Origin of the sequence: Pantoea sp. UBA4549 (genome assembly GCF_002387285.1) — a bacterium.
Taxonomy (GTDB): domain Bacteria; phylum Pseudomonadota; class Gammaproteobacteria; order Enterobacterales; family Enterobacteriaceae; genus Pantoea; species Pantoea borealis.
On the sequence record NZ_DGLH01000016.1, the window covers coordinates 17,848 to 37,269 of the forward strand.

Here is a 19,422-nt window from a genome sequence, read left to right on the forward strand (position 1 = left end):
GGCAGCAGAGGAAGAGTATATCAAAAAATCGTTGCCATGGGTTACTGCGGCGTAAATCGGCGTAAATGTTGCACAGTGGCAAGCCAGGCCGCAATCCAGCCAATAATCGCGGCAATCAGCAGCAGCAGCAGGCCTTCATCCCAGGCAAACCCTTCCAGCGTAAAGGCGGTGCCAAACACCGATGCTACCTGCGCCACCACCGACTGCAGGCGCAGCACCAGCACTTCAGAAAGCACCAGTGACAGCAGCGCACCGGCAAAACCCAGCAGCGCACCGCCATAGAGGAACGGCCGCAGAATAAAGCCATCCGTTGCGCCAATCAGCTTCTGAACGTTGATGGTATCGCGCCGGGCAAAGATGCTGAGCCGGACACTGTTACCAATCACCAGGAACACCGCCACAATCATCAGCAGACCGATCATAGAGGCTACCTGCCCGACCAGGCCCGTCAGCGCCGCCAGACGGGCAAACCAGCTGTCATCCATACGTACTTCATCCACACCCTGCACTTTCGCCACCCGATCGCGCAGGCTTGCCATGGTGTCAGAGTTCTGGAAATTAAGCTTCGGCGTGATGATTGCGACTGCCGGCAGCGGATTCTGCTCCAGCAGATCCATTGCGCCGCCAAAGCCGGACCAGTTGCGGAACTCACTCTGCGCCTCGTCGCGCGTCAGGTAGTTCACGCTGTCGACCCCTTCCAGCTGCTTAAGCTGTGCGGTCACGTTTTCTGCCGCGCTATCGTCCAGCGTCTTATCAAGGTAGACCGTCAGCTGCGGCGCCGGATACCATTGGGTGGCCGCCTGACTGACGTTTTTCCACACCATGTAACAGACGCTGGGCAGCGTCAGAGAAATGGCGATAACCATGACGGTGAGCAGCGTTGCCAGCGGCTGACGCCACATATCGGACAGCGTACCGCGCAGGGCGTAGCGCCACTGCTCCTGCCAGCCGCCTTTCAGCGCTTTACGCTTTGACGGCGCCTTAGGCTGCTTTGCCGGCCTGGCTGCCGCCGGACGCTTGTTGCGTTTATTGACCATCGTGGCCTCCGTGCAGACGTCCCTGATTCAGCGTCATCACGCGGTAGTTGCGCCGCGCGATCAGCCCCAGATCGTGGGTTGCCATCAGTACCGTTACTCCAACGCGGTTAAACTCTTCAAACAGGCGCAGAATATCTTCTGACAGCGCGTTATCGAGGTTACCGGTAGGTTCATCTGCCAGCAGCACCGCGGGTTTATTAACCACCGCGCGCGCAATGCCCACGCGCTGCTGTTCACCGCCGGAGAGCTGAATCGGGTAACTTTTCGCTTTGTCGAGCAGGCCGACTTTATCCAGAGCCGCGGAAACACGACGGCGGATATCTTCGCCGCTGGCGCCGGAAATAATCAGCGGAATAGCCACATTGTCATAGACTGAGCGATCCATCAGCAGGTGGTGATCCTGAAAAATCATTCCGATCTGGCGACGCAGAAATGGCACTTCGCTGTGACGCAGACGGGAGATATCATGCCCGCTGAACCAGATCTGTCCGGCGCTCGGACGCTCGATGCCGCAAATCAGCTTCAGCAGGGTACTTTTACCCGCACCGGAGTGTCCGGTCAGGAAGGACATCTCGCCGGGACGCAGATGAAAATCGACCCCCTGCAGCGCCTGGCGCCCTCCCAGATAAGCCTTACTGACTTCTTCAAAGCGAATCATGCCAATCATTCCTCTCGGGCAAACAGTGCCTCAATAAAGTCTGCGGCCTTAAATGGCCGTAAATCTTCGATGCCTTCTCCGACACCGATATAGCGGATAGGAATGCCGAACTGGTCAGCAATCGAGAAGATAACGCCCCCTTTCGCCGTGCCGTCCAGCTTGGTCAGGGCGATGCCTGTCAGTCCTACCGCTTCATTAAACAGTTTTGCCTGACTTACCGCATTCTGTCCGGTGCTGGCATCTAACGTCAGCATCACCTCATGCGGCGCATCCTCATCCAGCTTCTTCATCACGCGGGTGATTTTTTTCAGCTCTTCCATCAGATGCGCTTTGTTCTGCAGGCGACCGGCGGTGTCCGCAATCAGCACATCCACGTTGCGCGACTTCGCCGCCTGAATTGCATCAAAAATCACCGAGGCAGAATCTGCACCCGTATGCTGCGCCACAACCGGAATATTGTTGCGCTGTCCCCACACCTGCAGCTGCTCAACCGCAGCGGCACGGAAGGTATCGCCGGCAGCCAGCATCACCGATTTGCCTTCCGCCTGATACTGACGCGCCAGTTTACCGATGGTGGTGGTTTTGCCGACACCGTTTACGCCGACCATCAGGATCACAAATGGCGTTTTGCCACTCACATCCAGCGGCGCATCCACTTTATCAAGGATGCCAGCCATTTCCGCTTTCAGCAGACCATACAGCGCTTCAGCGTCACGCAGCTGTTTGCGACTTGCCTGCTGGGTCAGACTGGTAATAATGCGGCGGGTGGTTTCCACGCCCACATCTGCAATCAGCAGCTGTTCTTCCAGCTCATCAAACAGATCGTCATCAATTTTTTTACCACGAAACAGGCTGATAAAGCCTGAACCAAGGTTGGTACGCGTTTTTACCAGGCTGCGTTTGAGGCGGGCGAAAAAGCCTTCTTTAGTCGGGCGCTCCTGCTCCTGCGTCACAATAGGCGCTGCCGCCAGCGGAAGATCGCTTACGGTGTCTTCGGCTTCAGCAGCATCTTCAGCGTAGGTTTCCGCCAGCGCCAGCGCCTCCAGCTCTTCATCGCTGAGCGGTGCGTCTTCATCTGTCTCAGCTTCCGCTTCGGCCAGCTGACTTTCATCGCCGGGCAGAATAGGTTCCGGCGCCACGGCGGCAGTCAGCGGTTGCTCATCCGCCGCGACAGCAGGTGTTTCTTCCGTCAGGCGCTTTTCACTGACCGGCAGCGGAGCCAGCTCAGGCTCCTCTTCCGGCAGGATCTCCTCATTAACCGGCAGCGGAGCCAGCTCAGGCTCCTCTTCCGGCAGGATCTCTTCGTTAACCGGCAGCGGGGCCAGCTCAGGCTCCTCTTCCGGCAGGATCTCTTCAGGCTGCGCGGTGATGCTTCCATCCTCAGACGCTGGCACGTGCCGGGCCGTCTGATCTGCTGCCTGCTCTTTCGCTTTTTGCTCCGTCAGCGCAACGGTTTCCGCTGCCTGCGCTTCGGCGCGCCCGGACGCACTCGTACTCTCTTCAGCGGCAGCAGGCTGAGCCTCCTCTGCGGGCTGCTCTTTTACCTGCTCTTCAGCCGGGGCGGGCGCCTGCTCTTCTTTGCCAAAGCCCAGCCAGGAAAAAAAGCCGCGTTTTTTCTCTTTTGCCATTGTGTGACCACACTCCTCGATGGCTTATTCCCGGTAGCACGCTGTCCCCAGGGGATATAAATTCAGTTTTTAAGCTTTCTGCAGCGTAAAATCAGCGCATTACGCACACTTGTATCGTTCAATAGTCTAACACTTTCCGGCCAGCGCACCACAGCACCCTTTTTTACGTTTCTTCTGCCTGTCGCGCCCGTTAAACTACGCAACAAATTATGACGAGTTGTGAGCAAAATGAGTAAATCACCCCGCAGCAGCGGCGGCGCTGGCCAAATCCGCATTATTGGTGGCCAGTGGCGCGGCCGTAAACTTCCGGTGCCGGATAGCGCAGGCCTGCGCCCCACGACCGATCGCGTACGCGAAACCCTGTTTAACTGGCTGGCGCCCGATCTTCAGCAGGCGCGCTGCCTCGATTGCTTTGCCGGCAGCGGTGCGCTGGGTCTGGAAGCGCTGTCGCGCTATGCGGGCTCAGTGACGCTGCTGGAGCTGGAACGCAGCGTGGCGCAGCAGCTGTCGCGCAATGTCGACACCCTGCGCGCAACGCAGGCTACAGTGATACAGGCCAACACGCTGCAGTGGCTCAGCCAGCCGGGGGAAGCGTTTGATATTGTGTTTGTCGACCCGCCGTTTCGCAAAGGGCTGCTGGCGGAAACGCTGGCGCTGCTGGAGCGTAATCAGTGGCTGAGCGCAGATGCGCTGATTTACGTAGAAAGTGAAGTGGAACAGGGCACGCCTGATGTGCCCGCCAGCTGGCAGCTTTACCGGGAGAAGATCGCCGGTCAGGTCGCCTACCGACTCTATCAACGCCAACAGGAGGCGCATGATGTGGCTTAATCTGGGACGGTTACTGATGATTTGCGTCTGGGCTTTTCTGCTGCTGAATCTGGTGCACCCTTTCCCCACCCCGCTGCGCTACTTTGTGCATGTCGCCCTGTTTTTCATGGTGATTATGCATGGACTGCAGCTGGTACTGCTGCGCGCCACCCAGCCTAAAGAGGCGCCGAAACTGAGCGGCGCCACGCAGGCTAAAATTTTCTTTTTCGGGGTGTTTGAGCTGCTGGCCTGGCAGAAAAAGCACTATCCAAAGATGTAACTCTGCACATCCGGTTTTAACCGGAGCACCTTCGCTGGCGCTCCGGTTTTAGCGCGCGGGGGTAAAGCTGACAAACCGGCTGCCCTGCATCTTCAGCTCGCCTTTAACACCCTTATCCATCTGATGATAATCGCTGGCGCTGACCGCAGTTTTAATGTCGCTCGCGCCGTTCAGCGGATGAAACCAGGCTTCATATTTCATCTCTTCACCGGCAATCTCTTCGCGCTGCCGCGAACGGCGATTTGGCGCCGGAAACTCACGTTTTGTTTTTACCTGCACGGTAAGCGATCGCACCGGAGAGGCATCGTTAACCGCGGCTTCGCGCCGCTGCTTGATAAACTGCCGGGTCGCCAGAATGGCAATAATCGCCAGGACGATAAAAAAGATTAGCGGTGGTTTGCTCATGTTTTTGCTCGCACTTCACTTCATTTGATAATTAAAAAAGAGGCTAAAGCATACAACCAGAGTTGCCCGATTGTCACATTTGCCAGCGGTAACTTAAACTCAAAGAGAGTCTGGGATATTTCAACAATGTGGACATCTGGTCTACAAAAGGGAGAAAAAATGCTTTGGTCTTTCCTTGCAGTACTTTTTTCCGGCTGGCTTTATGTGGATGCCTCCTATCGTGGTCCGCAGTGGCAACGCTGGCTGTTTAAACCCGTGACCCTGCTGCTGCTGGTTGCCTGGGCCTGGCAGGCGCCCGCTGTGAATACCACGGATTATCTGATCCTCGCCGGACTGATTGCCACGCTGGCAGGCGACGCGCTGATGCTGCTGCCGCGGCAGCAGATGCTCTATGCGCTGGGTGCCTTTTTCCTTTCGCATCTGCTCTACACCATCAGCTTTACCGCCCATATGACCATGAGCTTCTACTGGCCGATCCCGCTGACGTTCCTGATCATCGGCGTTGCGGTCATTGCGCTGCTCTGGACGCGGCTGGAGGAGTTGCGCTGGCCTATCTGTACCCTGATTGGCATGACGCTGGTGATGAACTGGCTGGCGGCTGAAAACTACTTTTTCCGGCCAACCGACTACAGCTTTTCGCTGCTGATTGGTGCGGGCCTGCTGCTGCTGGCCAATATCATCTGGTTTATTTCACACTATCGCCGGCGTTTCAGCGCTGACAGCGCCATTGTCGCCGCCTGCTATTTTGCCGGTCACTTTATGATTGTGCGTTCGCTCTGGCTCTCATAATCAATCAGGCCATCAGTAACGGGCCACTGCCCGTTACTGATATCAGACGCGCCCTGCATTAACGCCATCGCACCCGCGATGACTGCATCCTCAGGCCTCCGCGCCTTTTCTGATCAGATACTGATATGGCAGCGCATCCGTCTGCTGTGCCAGTAAATCATGATCCATAAAGCGGCAGAAACCGGGAATATCGCGTGTGGTCGCCGGATCGTCAGCGATAATCAGCAGCGTTTCGCCCGCCTGCATCGTGCGTACCGTCTTGCGTACCATCATCACGGGTTCAGGGCAGCGCAGGCCCAGCGCATCCAGCGTATGGTCGGGTGCGGAGAAAGGATCGCTCATGATTCTCTTATCGGTAAGTAAACAAAGATGCTCATTCTAGCTCGCCATTTCTGCAGCGCAAGGCGACAACGATTGCGCTAAAATTAACCGTTGCATAAATTGCGCAACGGGTTAAGATGCCGTCCGTTTTTTTTAAAACCGTTGCTTAGTCCCCAAAATCGTTTGCTTTTTGGCAAGGCGGCAAGCGCGTATATTCCCGGGAGCTTACTGAAGTAAGCGATCGGGATACGCAAGCGCAGCCAGTGCAGCAAAAATGCGAATGATGAAGGAGATGGGTTCCCTCACCCCACTGTTAAAAAGGCTTATTATGATCGCTTTTTCTGCGCGTCAGCGCATGCACGCCCTTTTCTGGCTGTCGCTGTTTCATCTGCTGGTGATCACCTCCAGCAATTATCTGGTTCAGCTGCCGGTCGCTATTTTTGGTTTTCATACCACCTGGGGTGCGTTCAGCTTTCCCTTTATTTTTCTCGCAACCGACCTGACCGTGCGTATTTTCGGCACCCCGCTGGCGCGGCGTATTATCCTCGCGGTGATGATCCCGGCGCTGTTTATCTCCTACGCTATCTCCTGTCTCTTTTATCAGGGAGCATGGCAGGGCTGGGCGTCGCTGCAGCAGGTCAATCTCTTTGTCGCACGTATCGCCTGCGCCAGCTTTATGGCGTATGCACTGGGCCAGATCCTTGATGTTCACGTCTTTAACCGTCTGCGCCAGCTGCCGCAGTGGTGGATAGCGCCTGCCTGCGCGATGTTTCTGGGTAACGTGAGTGATACGCTGGCCTTTTTCTTTATCGCATTTTACAAGAGCCAGGATCCCTTCATGGCAGCGCACTGGGTCGAGATTGCCCTGGTGGATTACAGTTTCAAGGTACTGATCTGCCTTATCTTCTTCCTTCCCGCTTATGGTCTGTTGCTGAATGCCGCCCTGAAGCGCATGGCAGAACGGTATCATGCCCGCCAGATCAATTTCGGCTGATGTGCCATAGACGAAATGGCGCAGTACGCTAAGATTTCCTGACACATCGGCGGTTGCTTTTAACCGCCGATTCCGTTTGTATAAGCCAGACTGGAATTGTAAAAGGGAACAGAATGCGCAACGTAGTGAAATATGCAGGTATCGGTCTGCTGGTGCTGGGCCTGGCGGCGTGCGATCAGAAAAAAGAGGATGCCACCGCCGATAACAGCGGCACCAGCGTCAGCCAGTCAGCTCAGACTGTGAATCTGATGGAAGGGAAACTGAGTTTTACGCTGCCTGCGGGTATGTCTGATAAGAGCGGTAAGCTCGGTTCTGAATCCACTAACATGCATGTGTACGCTGATGAAACCGGCCAGCGCGCGATTATCGTGATCGCCGGCGACCCGACCAGTGATACGCTTGAGACGCTGTCAAAACGTCTGGAGCAGCAGCAGCGCAACCGCGATGCGCAGCTGCAGGTAGTGTCGAATAAAGCAGTAACGCTAAAAGATCAGCCGGCTCAGCAGCTGGATACGGTGATTTCTGCCAACAACCAGACGTCATGGTCAACGATAGTTCTGGCAAAAGTGGATGGCAAACTGCTGACGCTGCAGATCACGCTGCCGGCTGAGAATCAGCAGCAGGCGCAGAGCGATGCAGACAGCATTGTGAAAAGCATTACCCTGAAATAATTACGCCAGGTGCGCATGAAGACGCACCTGACGCTGATCGTACCGCTTTGCAGGGTCGCCCTATGTGGCGACCCTTTTTTATAACCTCACCGGCGAAATATGCCAGATCTCATCTGCATACTCCTGAATAGTGCGGTCTGAGGAGAAGTAGCCCATACCGGCGATATTCAGCGCCGCCCGCCGCTGCCACTCATCCGGCTGCCGGTAAAGCTTATCTACCTTGTCCTGCGTATCCACATAGCTGCGGTAATCTGCCAGCAGCTGATAGTGGTCACCGAAGTTGACCAGCGCATCAAACAGGTTGCGATACCGTCCCGGATCCTGCGGACTGAACACGCCGGTAGCAATCTGCGTCAGCACCTGATGCAGCTCAGCATCTTCCTCAAAGTATTTGCGCGGGTTATAGCCCTCTTTGCGCAGCTGCTCAACCTGCGGAGTGGTGTTGCCGAAGATAAAGAGATTCTCTGCACCCACGTGCTCACGCATCTCCACATTCGCCCCATCCAGCGTGCCAATCGTCAGCGCGCCATTAAGCGCAAACTTCATGTTACTGGTGCCGGAGGCCTCGGTACCGGCCGTGGAGATCTGTTCCGAAAGATCGGCTGCCGGAATGATGATCTGCGCCAGGCTGACGCCGTAGTTAGGGATAAACACCACCTTCAGCTTGTTCTTCACCTGCGGATCATTGTTGATCACGTCAGCCACATCATTGATCAAATGAATAATGTGCTTCGCCACGTAATACGCTGAGGCGGCTTTGCCGGCAAAAATGTTTACGCGCGGCACCCAGTTGGCATCGGGATCGGCTTTGATACGGTTATAGCGGGTGATCACATGCAGCACATTCAGCAGCTGCCGTTTGTACTCGTGAATACGCTTGATCTGTACATCAAACAGCGCGTGCGGGTTAAGCACGATATCCATGTTTTTGGCGACCCATGCCGCCAGCCGCTGCTTGTTGGCAAATTTGGCATCGGCCACCTGGCGAATAAACGCCGGATAGTCGATATGCGGCTGCAGCTCGCTGAGCTGTGACAGATCGGTGCGCCAGGTGCGGCCGATAGTTTCATCCAGCACGTCAGAGAGCGCCGGATTTGCCAGCGCCAGCCAGCGGCGCGGCGTAACGCCGTTCGTTTTGTTGCAGAAACGTCCCGGGAAGAGTCGGGCAAAGTCGGCAAACAGCGACTGCACCATGAGATTGGAGTGCAGCTCAGAGACGCCGTTTACTTTATGACTGACCACGACCGCCAGCCACGCCATGCGGATGCGGCGGCCATCATTCTCATCAATAATCGAGATGCGCGACAGCAGATCCCAGTCGTCGGGATAGTGCTCCTGAATGGTTTTCAGGAAGTAATCATTGATCTCAAAAATAATACTCAGGTGACGCGGCAGAATTTTGCCGATCATGTCTACCGGCCAGGTCTCCAGCGCCTCGCTCATCAGCGTATGGTTGGTGTAGGAGAAGATCTGACAGGTAACTTCAAATGCGTCATCCCAGCTGAACTTATACTCATCGATCAGCAGCCGCATCAGTTCCGGGATCGCCAGTACCGGATGCGTGTCGTTCAGGTGGATAGCGACTTTGTCAGCAAGGTTGTCCCAGGTTTCATGCATTTTCCAGTGGCGATGCAGAATATCCTGTACCGTAGATGAAACCAGAAAATACTCCTGACGCAGCCGCAGCTCGCGTCCGGAGTAAGTTGAATCATCCGGATAAAGAACGCGCGAAACGTTCTCTGAATGGTTTTTATCCTCGACGGCCGCAAAGTAGTCGCCCTGGTTGAACTTGCCAAGGTTGATCTCATTACTTGCCTGCGCGCCCCACAGCCGCAGCGTATTGGTGGCATCGGTGTCAAAACCAGGGATGATTTGATCGTACGCCATCGCGACAATCTCTTCGGTTTCCACCCAGCGAACGCGCGCGCCCTCATGCTGCAGGCGGCCGCCAAAACGCACTTTATAGCGGGTATTGTGGCGCTGAAACTCCCACGGGTTGCCATACTCCAGCCAGTAGTCTGGCGACTCACGCTGCTGACCATCGACAATATTCTGCCGGAACATGCCGTAGTCATAGCGGATACCGTAACCGCGTCCCGGCAGGCCTAACGTTGCCAGCGAATCAAGAAAGCAGGCAGCCAGACGACCGAGGCCGCCGTTGCCGAGTCCGGGATCGTTTTCCTCTTCCATCAGTTCGCTGAGGTTGAGTCCCATCTCATCCAGCGCCTGATTAAGATCGTCATAAATGCCCATCGCCAGCAGCGCATTGCCCAGCGTACGGCCCATCAGGAACTCCATCGACAGGTAGTAAACCTGACGCACGTCCTGCGACAGCTGCGCACGGCTGGAACGCAGCCAGCGCTCTACCATACGGTCTCGCACCGCGAGCAGCGACGCGTTCAGCCACTCATGCTTATTCGCGATTGAAGGATCTTTGCCAATCGTAAACATCAGCTTATAGGCGATTGAGTGCTTCAGCGCTTCAACCGTCAGCGTGGGTGAGGCGTAGGTAAAAGGTGCATTCATATCCGGACTCCCAATCTCTCAATTACAGCATACGTTGATAAAGATCGCGGTAGGCTTGCGCCGCCACCTGCCAGCTGAAATCCATCGCCATGGCCTGGCGCTGAACATAGCGCCAGAGTGAAGGTCGTGACCAGAGCACAAAGGCGCGACGAATAGCACGCAGCAGTGACCAGGCGTTACTGTCTTCAAAACTGAAGCCGCTGGCGACACCATCCGCCAGGTTCTCCAGAGAGCTATCCTGTACGGTATCGGCCAGACCACCGGTACGACGCACCAGCGGCAGCGTGCCGTATTTCAGACCATAGAGCTGCGTCAGTCCGCAGGGTTCAAAGCGGCTGGGCACCATAATCACATCGGCACCGCCGACAATACGGTGTGAGAACGCTTCGTGATAGCCAATCTGTACGCCCACGCTGCCGGGATGTTCCGCCGCCGCCGCAAGGAAACCCTGCTGCAGTTCGGCATCGCCCTGACCCAGCAACACCAGCTGCCCGCCCTGCGCCAGCAGACCCGGCAGCGCTTCCAGCACCAGATCGAGCCCTTTCTGTTTTGTCAGCCGGCTGATAACACAGAAGACCGGCACTTTGTCATCGACTTTCAGTCCCATGGCGATCTGCAGCTGACGTTTGTTTTCCGCTTTACTCTCCAGCGTGTCGCGGTCATAACGGGCGGTCAGCAGCAGGTCATGCGCCGGATCCCAGATGCCCGGATCCACGCCGTTGAGAATGCCGCTCAGGCGACCTTCACGCAGACGCTGCTCCAGCAGCGATTCCATACCGTAACCAAATTCCGGGCGGGTGATCTCCAGCGCGTAGGTCGGACTGACCGCCGTAATATGATCGGCAAAGAACAGGCCGGCTTTGAGGTAAGAGATCTGGCCGTAAAACTCCAGACCGTGCATACCAAAATATTCCTGCGGGATCTGAATCTCATCCAGATGCCGGGCGTTAAACAGCCCCTGATAGGCAAGGTTGTGTACGGTAAAGACCGTTTTAGCCGGATTGCCGCGCGCGGCAATGTAGGCGCAGGTCAGACCGGCATGCCAGTCATGCGCATGCACAATCTGCGGACGCCACAGTGCGTCCACGCCGCTTGCCAGCTCGGCACCCATCCAGCCCAGCAGCGCAAAACGCAGATAGTTATCGACGTAAGCGAACTGCGATGTGTCGTGGTAGGGGCTGCCGGGACGGTCATACAATCCTGGCGCGTCAATCAGATAAATTCCGACACCGTTGTACTGCCCAAACAGCAGGCGCACGGGTCCGGCAAAGGTTTGCAGCTCTGCTACTACATCAGTATCAGGAATTCCTTTACGCAGATCCGGAAACGCCGGAAGCAATACCCGCGTATCCGTACCATCGGCTATTTGTGCCTGAGGTAATGCGCCGACGACATCAGCCAGTCCGCCCGTTTTCAGCAGCGGAAAAAGCTCTGAACAGACATGTAAAACCTGCATCCTGAACCCCTATTATGTTATCGCGCGCGTTCCACGCGGCGGTTTTTTTGTATGCTTGTCGCCACTCACTGACCCGCGGTGGCCAGCCTGGCCAGCATGGCGCGCGTCACCAGTACGATACCCTCTTCCGATCGGTAAAAACGCCGGCTGTCTTCATCCGGATTCTCTCCAATCACCATGCCTTCCGGGATCTCGCAGGCACGGTCAATCACACAGCGGCGTAGCCGGCACGAACGGCCTACCACAACATCCGGCAGCAGCACCGCTGAATCAATATTGCAAAATGAGTTTACGCGCACGCGCGGAAACAGCACTGAATTCACTACCACGGAGCCGGAAATAATGCAGCCGCCTGATACCAGCGAGTTCATGGTCATGCCATGACTGCCGGAGCGATCCTGCACAAATTTAGCCGGCGGCAGTGGCTCCATATGGGTCCGGATGGGCCATTCCTGATCATACATATCCAGCTCTGGCGTAACGGACGCCAGATCGAGATTGGCGCGCCAGTAGGCCTCCAGCGTGCCCACGTCGCGCCAGTAAGGCTCGGCGTTCTCATCATTCTGCACGCAGGAGAGCGTGAAGGAATGTGCATATGCCTCACCGCTCGCCACAATTTTTGGCAGCAAATCTTTACCAAAGTCGTGACTGGAGTTCTCTACCAGCAAATCGTCTTCCAGTAACTGATAAAGATAGTCGGCATTGAAAACATAGATACCCATACTTGCCAGCGCTTTATCTGCGTCGCCTGGCATAGCGGGCGGCGTCGCGGGTTTCTCAACAAAATCGACCACGTTGTTTTCAGCATCCACTGCCATTACCCCAAAGGCGGTCGCTTCCGCCAGCGGAACCGGCAGACAGGCGATAGTACATTTCGCGCCGCGTTCAGCATGATCGAGCAGCATGCGTGAGTAGTCCATTTTGTAGATATGATCGCCGGCCAGGATCACGATGTACTGTGCGTTATAGCGCCGGATAATATCGAGGTTTTGTGTCACCGCATCGGCGGTGCCGCGATACCAGTGTTCTGTCGCAGCGCGCTGCTGAGCAGGCAGCAAATCGACAAACTCATTCATCTCTTCGTTAAACAGTGACCAGCCGCGCTGAATATGCTGCGTCAGCGTATGCGACTGATACTGGGTAATGACGCCGATGCGCCGGATGCCTGAATTAATGCAGTTGGAAAGGGCAAAGTCGATAATACGAAACTTGCCGCCAAAGTGAACGGCAGGCTTCGCGCGTTTTGCGGTCAGATCTTTCAGACGCGTACCGCGTCCGCCAGCGAGGATCAGGGCAACTGTCTGGGTAGGAAGCTGGCGCGCCAGCATCAGAGGATCGTTTCTGTCTAACTTCACCATGTCTGACTCCTTATGATTGCTTTAGGAACACACACACGCCGCGTGCGGGCCCGTGCCAGACAGTTGTCAAAATGGGATTATCTTCCCCGGCGAAAGGAGGTATGGCATGCCATTCTCCGTCTGGTAAGGCTAGGTCACTGATTGCATCTGTTGCATTTATTGTTATCAGCCAGCGGTCCGACAGCAGGATTTGCATCTGATGCACGCCCCGCTCCCACTCTTCTGGTTCCAGTGGTTTGCCGCTGGTATTGAACCACTGCACCTGACCCTCCCCCTCCTGCCACCAGCAGTCTGCCGTCAGCGCCGGAATGCGCTGGCGCAGCTGGATAAGCGCCGCAGTAAAGTCGACCAGTCCTGAATCATCCTGCTGCCAGTTGAGCCACGTCAGCAGGTTATCCTGACAGTAGGCGTTGTTATTGCCGTACTGGCTCTGTCCACGCTCATCGCCAGCCAGCAGCATCGGCGTGCCCTGTGCCAGCAGCAGCGTGGTCAGCAGCGCATGCGTGCTGTGCCGCCGCCGCTGTACGACATCCGGATTCGCCTTCAGTCCTTCATGCCCGTGGTTATGGCTGAAGTTATCACTGCTACCGTCGCGGTTGTCCTCGCCGTTAGCCTGATTATGTTTATGGTTATAGCTCACCAGGTCGTGCAGCGTGAAGCCATCATGCGCAGTAATAAAATTAATGCTGGCGTGCGGCTGGCGGCCTGGGTTCTGAAACAGATCGGCTGAGGCGGCAAACCGGCGCGCCAGCTCACCGTTGCTCAGTTCGCCATGCAGCCAGTAGCGGCGTACAGCATCGCGAAAATGGTCGTTCCATTCGGCAAAACCCGGTGGGAACCGGCCCACCTGATAGCCGTTTTCGCCAATGTCCCATGGTTCAGCAATCAGCTTGACCTGTGACAGGATCGGACAGGCACGGATCGCCGCCAGCAGCGGCGCTTCAGCGCAAAACTCTGGCGTACGGCCCAGCACGCTGGCGAGATCAAAGCGGAAACCATCAACGTGACAGTGCTGTACCCAGTAGCGCAGCGCTTCCAGCGCCCACGTCATCACCTGCGGATCGCTGAGATTCAGCGTGTTGCCGCAGCCGGTCCAGTTCTGGTAGTTCCCCTGCTCATCAAGCCAGTAGTAGCTGGCGTTATCCACACCGCGCAGCGACAGCGTCGGACCAATCTCCTCCAGCTCTGCCGTGTGGTTGAATACCACATCCAGGATCACCTCAATACCCGCCGCATGCAGCGTTTTTACCGCCTGCTGAAACTCCTGCAGCGCCGTGACACCCGCTTCGCCTGACGCATAATCCGGATGCACTGCCCAGAGCGCATAGGGGTTATAGCCCCAATAGTTATGCAGCCCCAGCCGCTGCAGCCGCGGCTCACTGGCAAAAGCGGCTACAGGCAAAAGCTCCAGCGCGGTAATGCCCAGATGACGCAGGTACTTCACCATAACAGGGTGGCCGAGCGCCGCATACGTCCCGCGCAGCGTTTCCGGAATTTCCGGATGCAGCTGCGTCAGACCGCGCACGTGCGCTTCATAAATGACCGTGTTGCCCCAGGGCGTACGCGGTGGCCGATCGTCTCCCCAGTCAAAGTCTTCGGCGATAACCAGCGATGCTGGCATACAGCTGGCGCTGTCCTGGCCGTCAGGCTGTGCGATACCACCATACAGCGGTGCGTCATCCGCAACGCTGCCGGTAACGGCTCTGGCGCAGGGGTCCACCAGCAGTTTAGCCGGATTAAAACGGTGTCCCCGCTGCGGGTCCCACGGGCCATAAACGCGATAGCCGTAGCGCTGGCCTGGCTTCAGCCCGGCAACATAGCCGTGCCAGATATCGCCGCTGCGCGCGGGCAGCACAAGGCGCTGCTCCTCGCCTTCACGGCTGAACAGGCAAAGCTCCACCTTCTCTGCGTGACGCGAGAAGAGCGTGAAGTTGACGCCGCGTCCATCATAGCGGGCACCGTGCGGCGCAGGTTCGCCCGCTTCGATCATCAGTCCGCCTCCCGCACCAGCCAGATGGTCGACAGCGGTGGCAGCGTCAGACTCAGCGACTGTGCCCGGCCGTGGCTGGCAATCTCGTCGGTATGGGTGATGCTATGATTGCGCACGTCGCTGCCGTGATAGTCGTGCTGATCGGTATTCAGCACCTCACGCCAGCCGCCGGCCTGATTGACGCCAAAACGGTAATCCTGGCGCGTGACCGGCGTGAAGTTACTGACAACAATGATCTCATTGCCTTCGCGGTCGCGGCGCACAAAGACAAACACCGAGTTATCGTGGTCATCCACCACCAGCCATTCAAAGCCCTGCGGGTCAAAGTCGAGCTGATAAAGTGGCGCATAGTGGCGATAGCTGTGGTTGAGATCGCGTACCAGACGCTGTACGCCGTGATGCCAGTTGTCATCGCCTTCCAGCAGGTGCCAGTCAAGGCTGACGTCATGGTTCCACTCGCGTCCCTGAGCAAACTCATTGCCCATAAACTGCAGCTTTTTACCCGGAAACGCCCACATCCAGCCGTAGTAAGCACGCAGGTTAGCAAACTTCTGCCAGGCGTCACCCGGCATGCGATCAAGAATAGAGCGCTTACCGTGCACCACTTCATCATGTGACAGCGGCAGCACAAAGTTTTCGCTGTAGTTGTAAGCCATACCGAACGTCATCAGATTGTGATGATAGCGGCGATGTACCGGATCGAGCTTCATGTAGTCGAGGGTGTCGTGCATCCAGCCCAGGTTCCACTTGAACCAGAAGCCCAGCCCTTCATTCTCGATCGGGCGCGTGACGCCAGGGAAGTCGGTTGACTCTTCTGCCACGGTGATGCTGCCAGACACGGCAGTGCCCAGCGTCTGATTGGTATGACGCAGAAACGCGATCGCTTCCAGGTTCTCGCGCCCGCCCAGATGATTCGGGATCCACTCGCCCGCTTTACGGCTGTAGTCGCGATAGATCATTGAAGCCACTGCATCCACACGCAGTCCATCAATACCAAATCGTTCCAGCCAGTAAAGCGCGTTACCGGAGAGATAGTTACTGACTTCACGCCGGCCAAAGTTATAGATCAGCGTATTCCAGTCCTGATGATAGCCTTCGCGCGGATCGCTGTGCTCATAGAGTTCGGTGCCGTCAAATTTTGCCAGACCAAAGTCGTCATCAGGGAAATGTCCCGGCACCCAGTCCAGCAGCACGTTAATGCCCGCTTCGTGTGCCGCTGCAATAAACTGGCGGAACTCATCGCGCGTCCCGAACCGGCGCGTCGGCGCATACATGCCCAGCGGCTGATAACCCCAGCTGCCGTCAAACGGATGCTCATTAATCGGTAGCAGTTCAATATGGGTAAAACCCATCTCTTTGACGTAGGGGATCAGCTGCTCAGCCAGCTCTTTGTAGCTCAGCCAGAAGTTGTTATCGGTGTGGCGTCGCCATGAGCCGAGGTGCACCTCATAAATAGAGATAGGCTGATCAAAACCGTTGGCCGCTTTGCGCGCAGGCTGCATCTCAACCTTCGGCGGCAGCCCGCAGATCATTGACGCCGTCTGCGGACGCATCTGCGCCTCAAACGCAAACGGATCGGCTTTGATACGCATCTGCCCGTGTAAATCGACAATCTCATATTTATAGAGCTGCCCGTTTACCGCGCCCGGCACAAACAGCTCCCAGATCCCGAGTTCACGCCGGAAGCGCATCGGATGACGGCGGCCATCCCAGAAATTGAAATCGCCGACCACAGAGACGCGACGGGCATTCGGTGCCCATACGGCAAAGCGCGTGCCGCTGACGCCATCAATGGTTGCGCCGTGCGCGCCCAGAGTTTCATAGGGACGCTGGTGCGTGCCTTCAGCCAGCAGCCAGGCATCCATATCGGCCAGCAGCGGACCAAAACGGTAAGCATCATCAATCAGATTCTGCTGACCGTGCCAGTTCACCGCCAGCTGATAGCGAAACATGTTCTTGCGGCGCGGAATAATGCCGCTGAAAAAACCGCGTGAATCCAGACACTTCAGCTGACCACATTTGCGGCCGGTTTTGGTTTCGATCACCCAGACTTCAGAGGCATCCGGCAGCAGCGCGCGGACTTCAAGGCCCTGAACGGTCTGGTGCATTCCCAGGACAGAAAAGGGGTCGGCGTAATCCCCGGCAAAAAGCGCATTGATCGCATCGCGATCGGGAAACTCTGACATGACTTTCTTCCTATGATTTTGTGCAGGCGACCGCAGAGGCAGTTGTGCCGCTGTAAGTGCGCTGCTTTTCATTGAGTCATACGTACACCGGCAAGAGAGGCCACCCTCCATGGGAAAATTCGTTGCCAGGTACCACTACTAATTCGCTTACAAAGTACAACCTGTTAACAATCGGTACTTCTCAGTTAAATCATAGCTTGGGGTTGGCAGAAGCCAGGGAGGAACATGAAAAATTGTTGTCAGAAAAACAAAAAAGGGAAGCCGATCACTCGCGGGCGGCAATTTAGCTTATGTTTTGCCCGTCAGCTGATTAAAAAAAAGCCGGGGAACCCCGGCCTGTCTGATGTCGTTGCGCTTAGTCGGTCAGCAGACGCAGCATGCGACGCAGCGGTTCTGCCGCACCCCACAGCAGCTGATCGCCGACGGTGAAGGCAGAAAGGTACTCCGGCCCCATGTTAAGCTTGCGCAGACGGCCGACCGGCGTGGTCAGGCGACCGGTAACCGCAGCGGGCGTCAGCTCGCGCATCGTGATTTCGCGATCGTTTGGCACCACTTTCACCCACTCGTTATGCGCCGCAAGCAGCTGCTCAATCTCTGCCAGCGGCAGATCTTTTTTCAGCTTCAGCGTGAATGCCTGGCTGTGGCAGCGCAGCGCGCCGACGCGCACGCACAGGCCATCAACCGGAATGATGTTGCCGGTGTTGAGGATTTTGTTGGTTTCGGCCTGGCCTTTCCACTCTTCGCGGCTCTGGCCATTGTCGAGCTGCTTGTCGATCCAGGGGATCAGGCTGCCCGCCAGCGGCACGCCAAAGTTATCCGTCGGCAGCGTACCGGAGCGGGTAAAGTCAGTCACGCTGCGCTCAATCTCCAGAATAGCGGAAGCGGGATCCTGCAGTGCCGGTGCGACATGATCGTGCAGCATGCCCATCTGCGTCAGCAGTTCGCGCATATGACGCGCGCCGCCGCCGGACGCCGCCTGATAAGTTGCCACTGAGGCCCACTCCACCAGATCGTTCGCAAACAGGCCGCCCAGTGACATCAGCATCAGGCTGACGGTGCAGTTGCCACCGACAAAGGTTTTGATGCCGTTGTTCAGTCCGTCACGAATAACCTGATGGTTAACCGGATCGAGAATAATGATGGCGTCGTCTTTCATGCGCAGCGTAGAGGCTGCATCAATCCAGTAACCCTGCCAGCCGCTCTCACGCAGCTTTGGATAGACTTCACTGGTATAGTCGCCGCCCTGGCAGGTAATAATAATGTCGAGCGCTTTCAGCGCGTCGATATCAAACGCATCCTGCAGCGCGCCGGTTGACTTACCGCCAAACGCGGGCGCAGCCTGGCCGAGCTGCGACGTAGAAAAGAACACCGGATTGATCACGTCAAAATCGCGTTCTTCGCTCATTCGTGACATCAGCACAGAGCCGACCATGCCACGCCAACCAATAAAACCTACATTCTTCATTTTCTGTCCGTCTCAGGAGCTCGGGCCGAGGCCTGTATAGTGCATGTATCAGACCCGACGCGAAACGTGCGCGAGCCTGCGTGATATTCAGGTTTACCTGCGACCTTCAACTCTACAAAATGCTGCACTTCTGGCAAGTGAATTAATTCGATTACACCTGTTTTTTCAGCAACAGAGCTAATAATAGTGAACACCAACAGAAAGGAGTGGTTTACCGCCCATGACTGAAATGATATCTGCGACCGTGCTGCTGCTGCTGATTATGGATCCTCTCGGCAATCTGCCCATTTTCATGTCGGTGCTGAAACATCTGGAGCCCAGACGCCGGCGCGTGGTGCTGATGCGTGAAATGCTGATTGCGCTCGGGCTGATGCTGCTGTTTCTGTTTGCCGGTGAACGCATTCTGATGTTCCTGAATCTGCGCACCGAAACGGTCTCGATTTCCGGCGGCATTATTCTGTTTCTGATCGCGATTCGCATGATTTTTCCCTCTGGCGACACCGGCAGCAGCGGCCTGCCGGCTGGCGAGGAGCCGTTTCTCGTGCCGCTGGCTATCCCGCTGGTCGCCGGCCCGTCGCTGCTGGCAACCCTGATGCTGCTGTCGCATCAGTATCCGCATCAGATGAGTCATCTGGTCGGCGCGCTGCTGATCGCCTGGGGGGCTACGGTTATCATTCTGCTGCTATCGGGGCTGTTTCTGCGCCTGCTGGGCGACAAGGGCGTCAACGCGCTGGAACGGCTGATGGGACTGATCCTGATTATGCTGGCGACACAGATGTTCCTGGATGGGATCCGTGCTTATCTGAAGCTCTGACCAACTGCTATAGCTGCGGGCGACTGGCATCGCCCGC

At 56.5% G+C, this 19,422-nt stretch carries 17 protein-coding genes; 6 read left to right on the top strand and 11 right to left on the bottom strand.

All coding sequences use genetic code 11. The features are described 5' to 3' along the window. Positions 1 to 41: 41 nt before the first annotated feature. The 3 genes from ftsX to ftsY are packed head-to-tail and all read right to left on the bottom strand — an operon-like array spanning position 42 to position 3,323. Positions 42 to 1,037, bottom strand: a complete 996-nt coding sequence (ftsX, locus tag B3041_RS15525; protein ID WP_065650388.1) for a permease-like cell division protein FtsX — start codon at positions 1,035 to 1,037, stop codon at positions 42 to 44. Continuing rightward, positions 1,027 to 1,695, bottom strand: coding sequence for a cell division ATP-binding protein FtsE (ftsE, locus tag B3041_RS15530; protein WP_065650521.1), 669 nt, complete (start codon positions 1,693 to 1,695; stop codon positions 1,027 to 1,029). Before ftsE ends, ftsX begins: the two co-directional genes overlap by 11 nt. 5 nt (positions 1,696 to 1,700) lie before the next feature. Beyond that, positions 1,701 to 3,323, bottom strand: a complete 1,623-nt coding sequence (gene ftsY / locus B3041_RS15535; protein WP_065650389.1) for a signal recognition particle-docking protein FtsY — start codon at positions 3,321 to 3,323, stop codon at positions 1,701 to 1,703. A 228-nt stretch (positions 3,324 to 3,551) separates the two neighbouring features. Here ftsY and rsmD point away from each other — a divergent pair, with 228 nt between their 5' ends. Both rsmD and B3041_RS15545 read left to right on the top strand, forming a co-directional pair. Next, the gene (gene rsmD / locus B3041_RS15540) at positions 3,552 to 4,151 is read left to right on the top strand and encodes a 16S rRNA (guanine(966)-N(2))-methyltransferase (protein WP_065650390.1); all 600 of its coding nucleotides are present in this window, start codon (positions 3,552 to 3,554) and stop codon (positions 4,149 to 4,151) included. Continuing rightward, complete coding sequence (locus B3041_RS15545) at positions 4,141 to 4,410, top strand: DUF1145 family protein (protein WP_039331733.1); 270 nt, start codon at positions 4,141 to 4,143, stop codon at positions 4,408 to 4,410. Before rsmD ends, B3041_RS15545 begins: the two co-directional genes overlap by 11 nt. 48 nt (positions 4,411 to 4,458) lie before the next feature. Here the strand turns inward: B3041_RS15545 and B3041_RS15550 are convergent, their stop codons facing one another. Next, positions 4,459 to 4,815: a DUF2500 domain-containing protein gene (locus B3041_RS15550; RefSeq protein WP_065650391.1), complete on the bottom strand. Its 357-nt coding sequence runs from the start codon at positions 4,813 to 4,815 to the stop codon at positions 4,459 to 4,461. 159 nt (positions 4,816 to 4,974) lie between these two features. On the opposite strand from B3041_RS15550, the gene B3041_RS15555 reads away from it, so the two are divergent. Next, on the top strand, positions 4,975 to 5,604 hold the full coding sequence (locus B3041_RS15555; protein WP_065650392.1) for a lysoplasmalogenase: 630 nt from the start codon (positions 4,975 to 4,977) through the stop codon (positions 5,602 to 5,604). A gap of 90 nt (positions 5,605 to 5,694) precedes the next feature. On the opposite strand, the gene tusA is transcribed toward B3041_RS15555, so the two are convergent. Beyond that, a complete protein-coding gene (gene tusA / locus B3041_RS15560) occupies positions 5,695 to 5,946 on the bottom strand; it encodes a sulfurtransferase TusA (RefSeq protein ID WP_065650393.1) in 252 nt (83 codons plus the stop codon). Positions 5,947 to 6,253: 307 nt separating this feature from the next. Between tusA and B3041_RS15565 the strand changes: the two genes are divergently transcribed. Next, positions 6,254 to 6,919 carry a 7-cyano-7-deazaguanine/7-aminomethyl-7-deazaguanine transporter gene (locus B3041_RS15565; protein WP_292977020.1) on the top strand — a complete coding sequence of 222 codons (666 nt, stop codon included), beginning with the start codon at positions 6,254 to 6,256 and terminating at the stop codon, positions 6,917 to 6,919. A 113-nt stretch (positions 6,920 to 7,032) separates the two neighbouring features. Continuing rightward, positions 7,033 to 7,590, top strand: a complete 558-nt coding sequence (locus B3041_RS15570) for a DcrB family lipoprotein (RefSeq protein WP_065650395.1) — start codon at positions 7,033 to 7,035, stop codon at positions 7,588 to 7,590. Positions 7,591 to 7,668: 78 nt separating this feature from the next. Here the strand turns inward: B3041_RS15570 and glgP are convergent, their stop codons facing one another. The 6 genes from glgP to asd form a co-directional block, all read right to left on the bottom strand. Next, entirely contained in the window at positions 7,669 to 10,116 is a 2,448-nt protein-coding gene (gene glgP / locus B3041_RS15575) for a glycogen phosphorylase (protein ID WP_065650396.1), read from the bottom strand. A gap of 22 nt (positions 10,117 to 10,138) precedes the next feature. Then, positions 10,139 to 11,572, bottom strand: a complete 1,434-nt coding sequence (gene glgA / locus B3041_RS15580) for a glycogen synthase GlgA (protein ID WP_065650397.1) — start codon at positions 11,570 to 11,572, stop codon at positions 10,139 to 10,141. 65 nt (positions 11,573 to 11,637) lie between these two features. After that, a complete protein-coding gene (gene glgC, locus B3041_RS15585; RefSeq protein ID WP_065650398.1) occupies positions 11,638 to 12,930 on the bottom strand; it encodes a glucose-1-phosphate adenylyltransferase in 1,293 nt (430 codons plus the stop codon). 10 nt (positions 12,931 to 12,940) lie between these two features. Next, positions 12,941 to 14,920 (bottom strand): glycogen debranching protein GlgX, encoded by a 1,980-nt coding sequence (glgX, locus tag B3041_RS15590; RefSeq protein WP_292977024.1) that lies wholly within the window; start codon positions 14,918 to 14,920, stop codon positions 12,941 to 12,943. Further along, on the bottom strand, positions 14,920 to 17,106 hold the full coding sequence (gene glgB, locus B3041_RS15595; RefSeq protein WP_065650400.1) for a 1,4-alpha-glucan branching enzyme: 2,187 nt from the start codon (positions 17,104 to 17,106) through the stop codon (positions 14,920 to 14,922). Before glgB ends, glgX begins: the two co-directional genes overlap by 1 nt. Positions 17,107 to 17,461: 355 nt before the next feature. Beyond that, positions 17,462 to 18,571 carry an aspartate-semialdehyde dehydrogenase gene (gene asd, locus B3041_RS15600; protein WP_292977027.1) on the bottom strand — a complete coding sequence of 370 codons (1,110 nt, stop codon included), beginning with the start codon at positions 18,569 to 18,571 and terminating at the stop codon, positions 17,462 to 17,464. 220 nt (positions 18,572 to 18,791) lie between these two features. Between asd and B3041_RS15605 the strand changes: the two genes are divergently transcribed. After that, positions 18,792 to 19,385 carry a YhgN family NAAT transporter gene (locus B3041_RS15605; RefSeq protein ID WP_039381881.1) on the top strand — a complete coding sequence of 198 codons (594 nt, stop codon included), beginning with the start codon at positions 18,792 to 18,794 and terminating at the stop codon, positions 19,383 to 19,385. Positions 19,386 to 19,422: the final 37 nt, after the last annotated feature.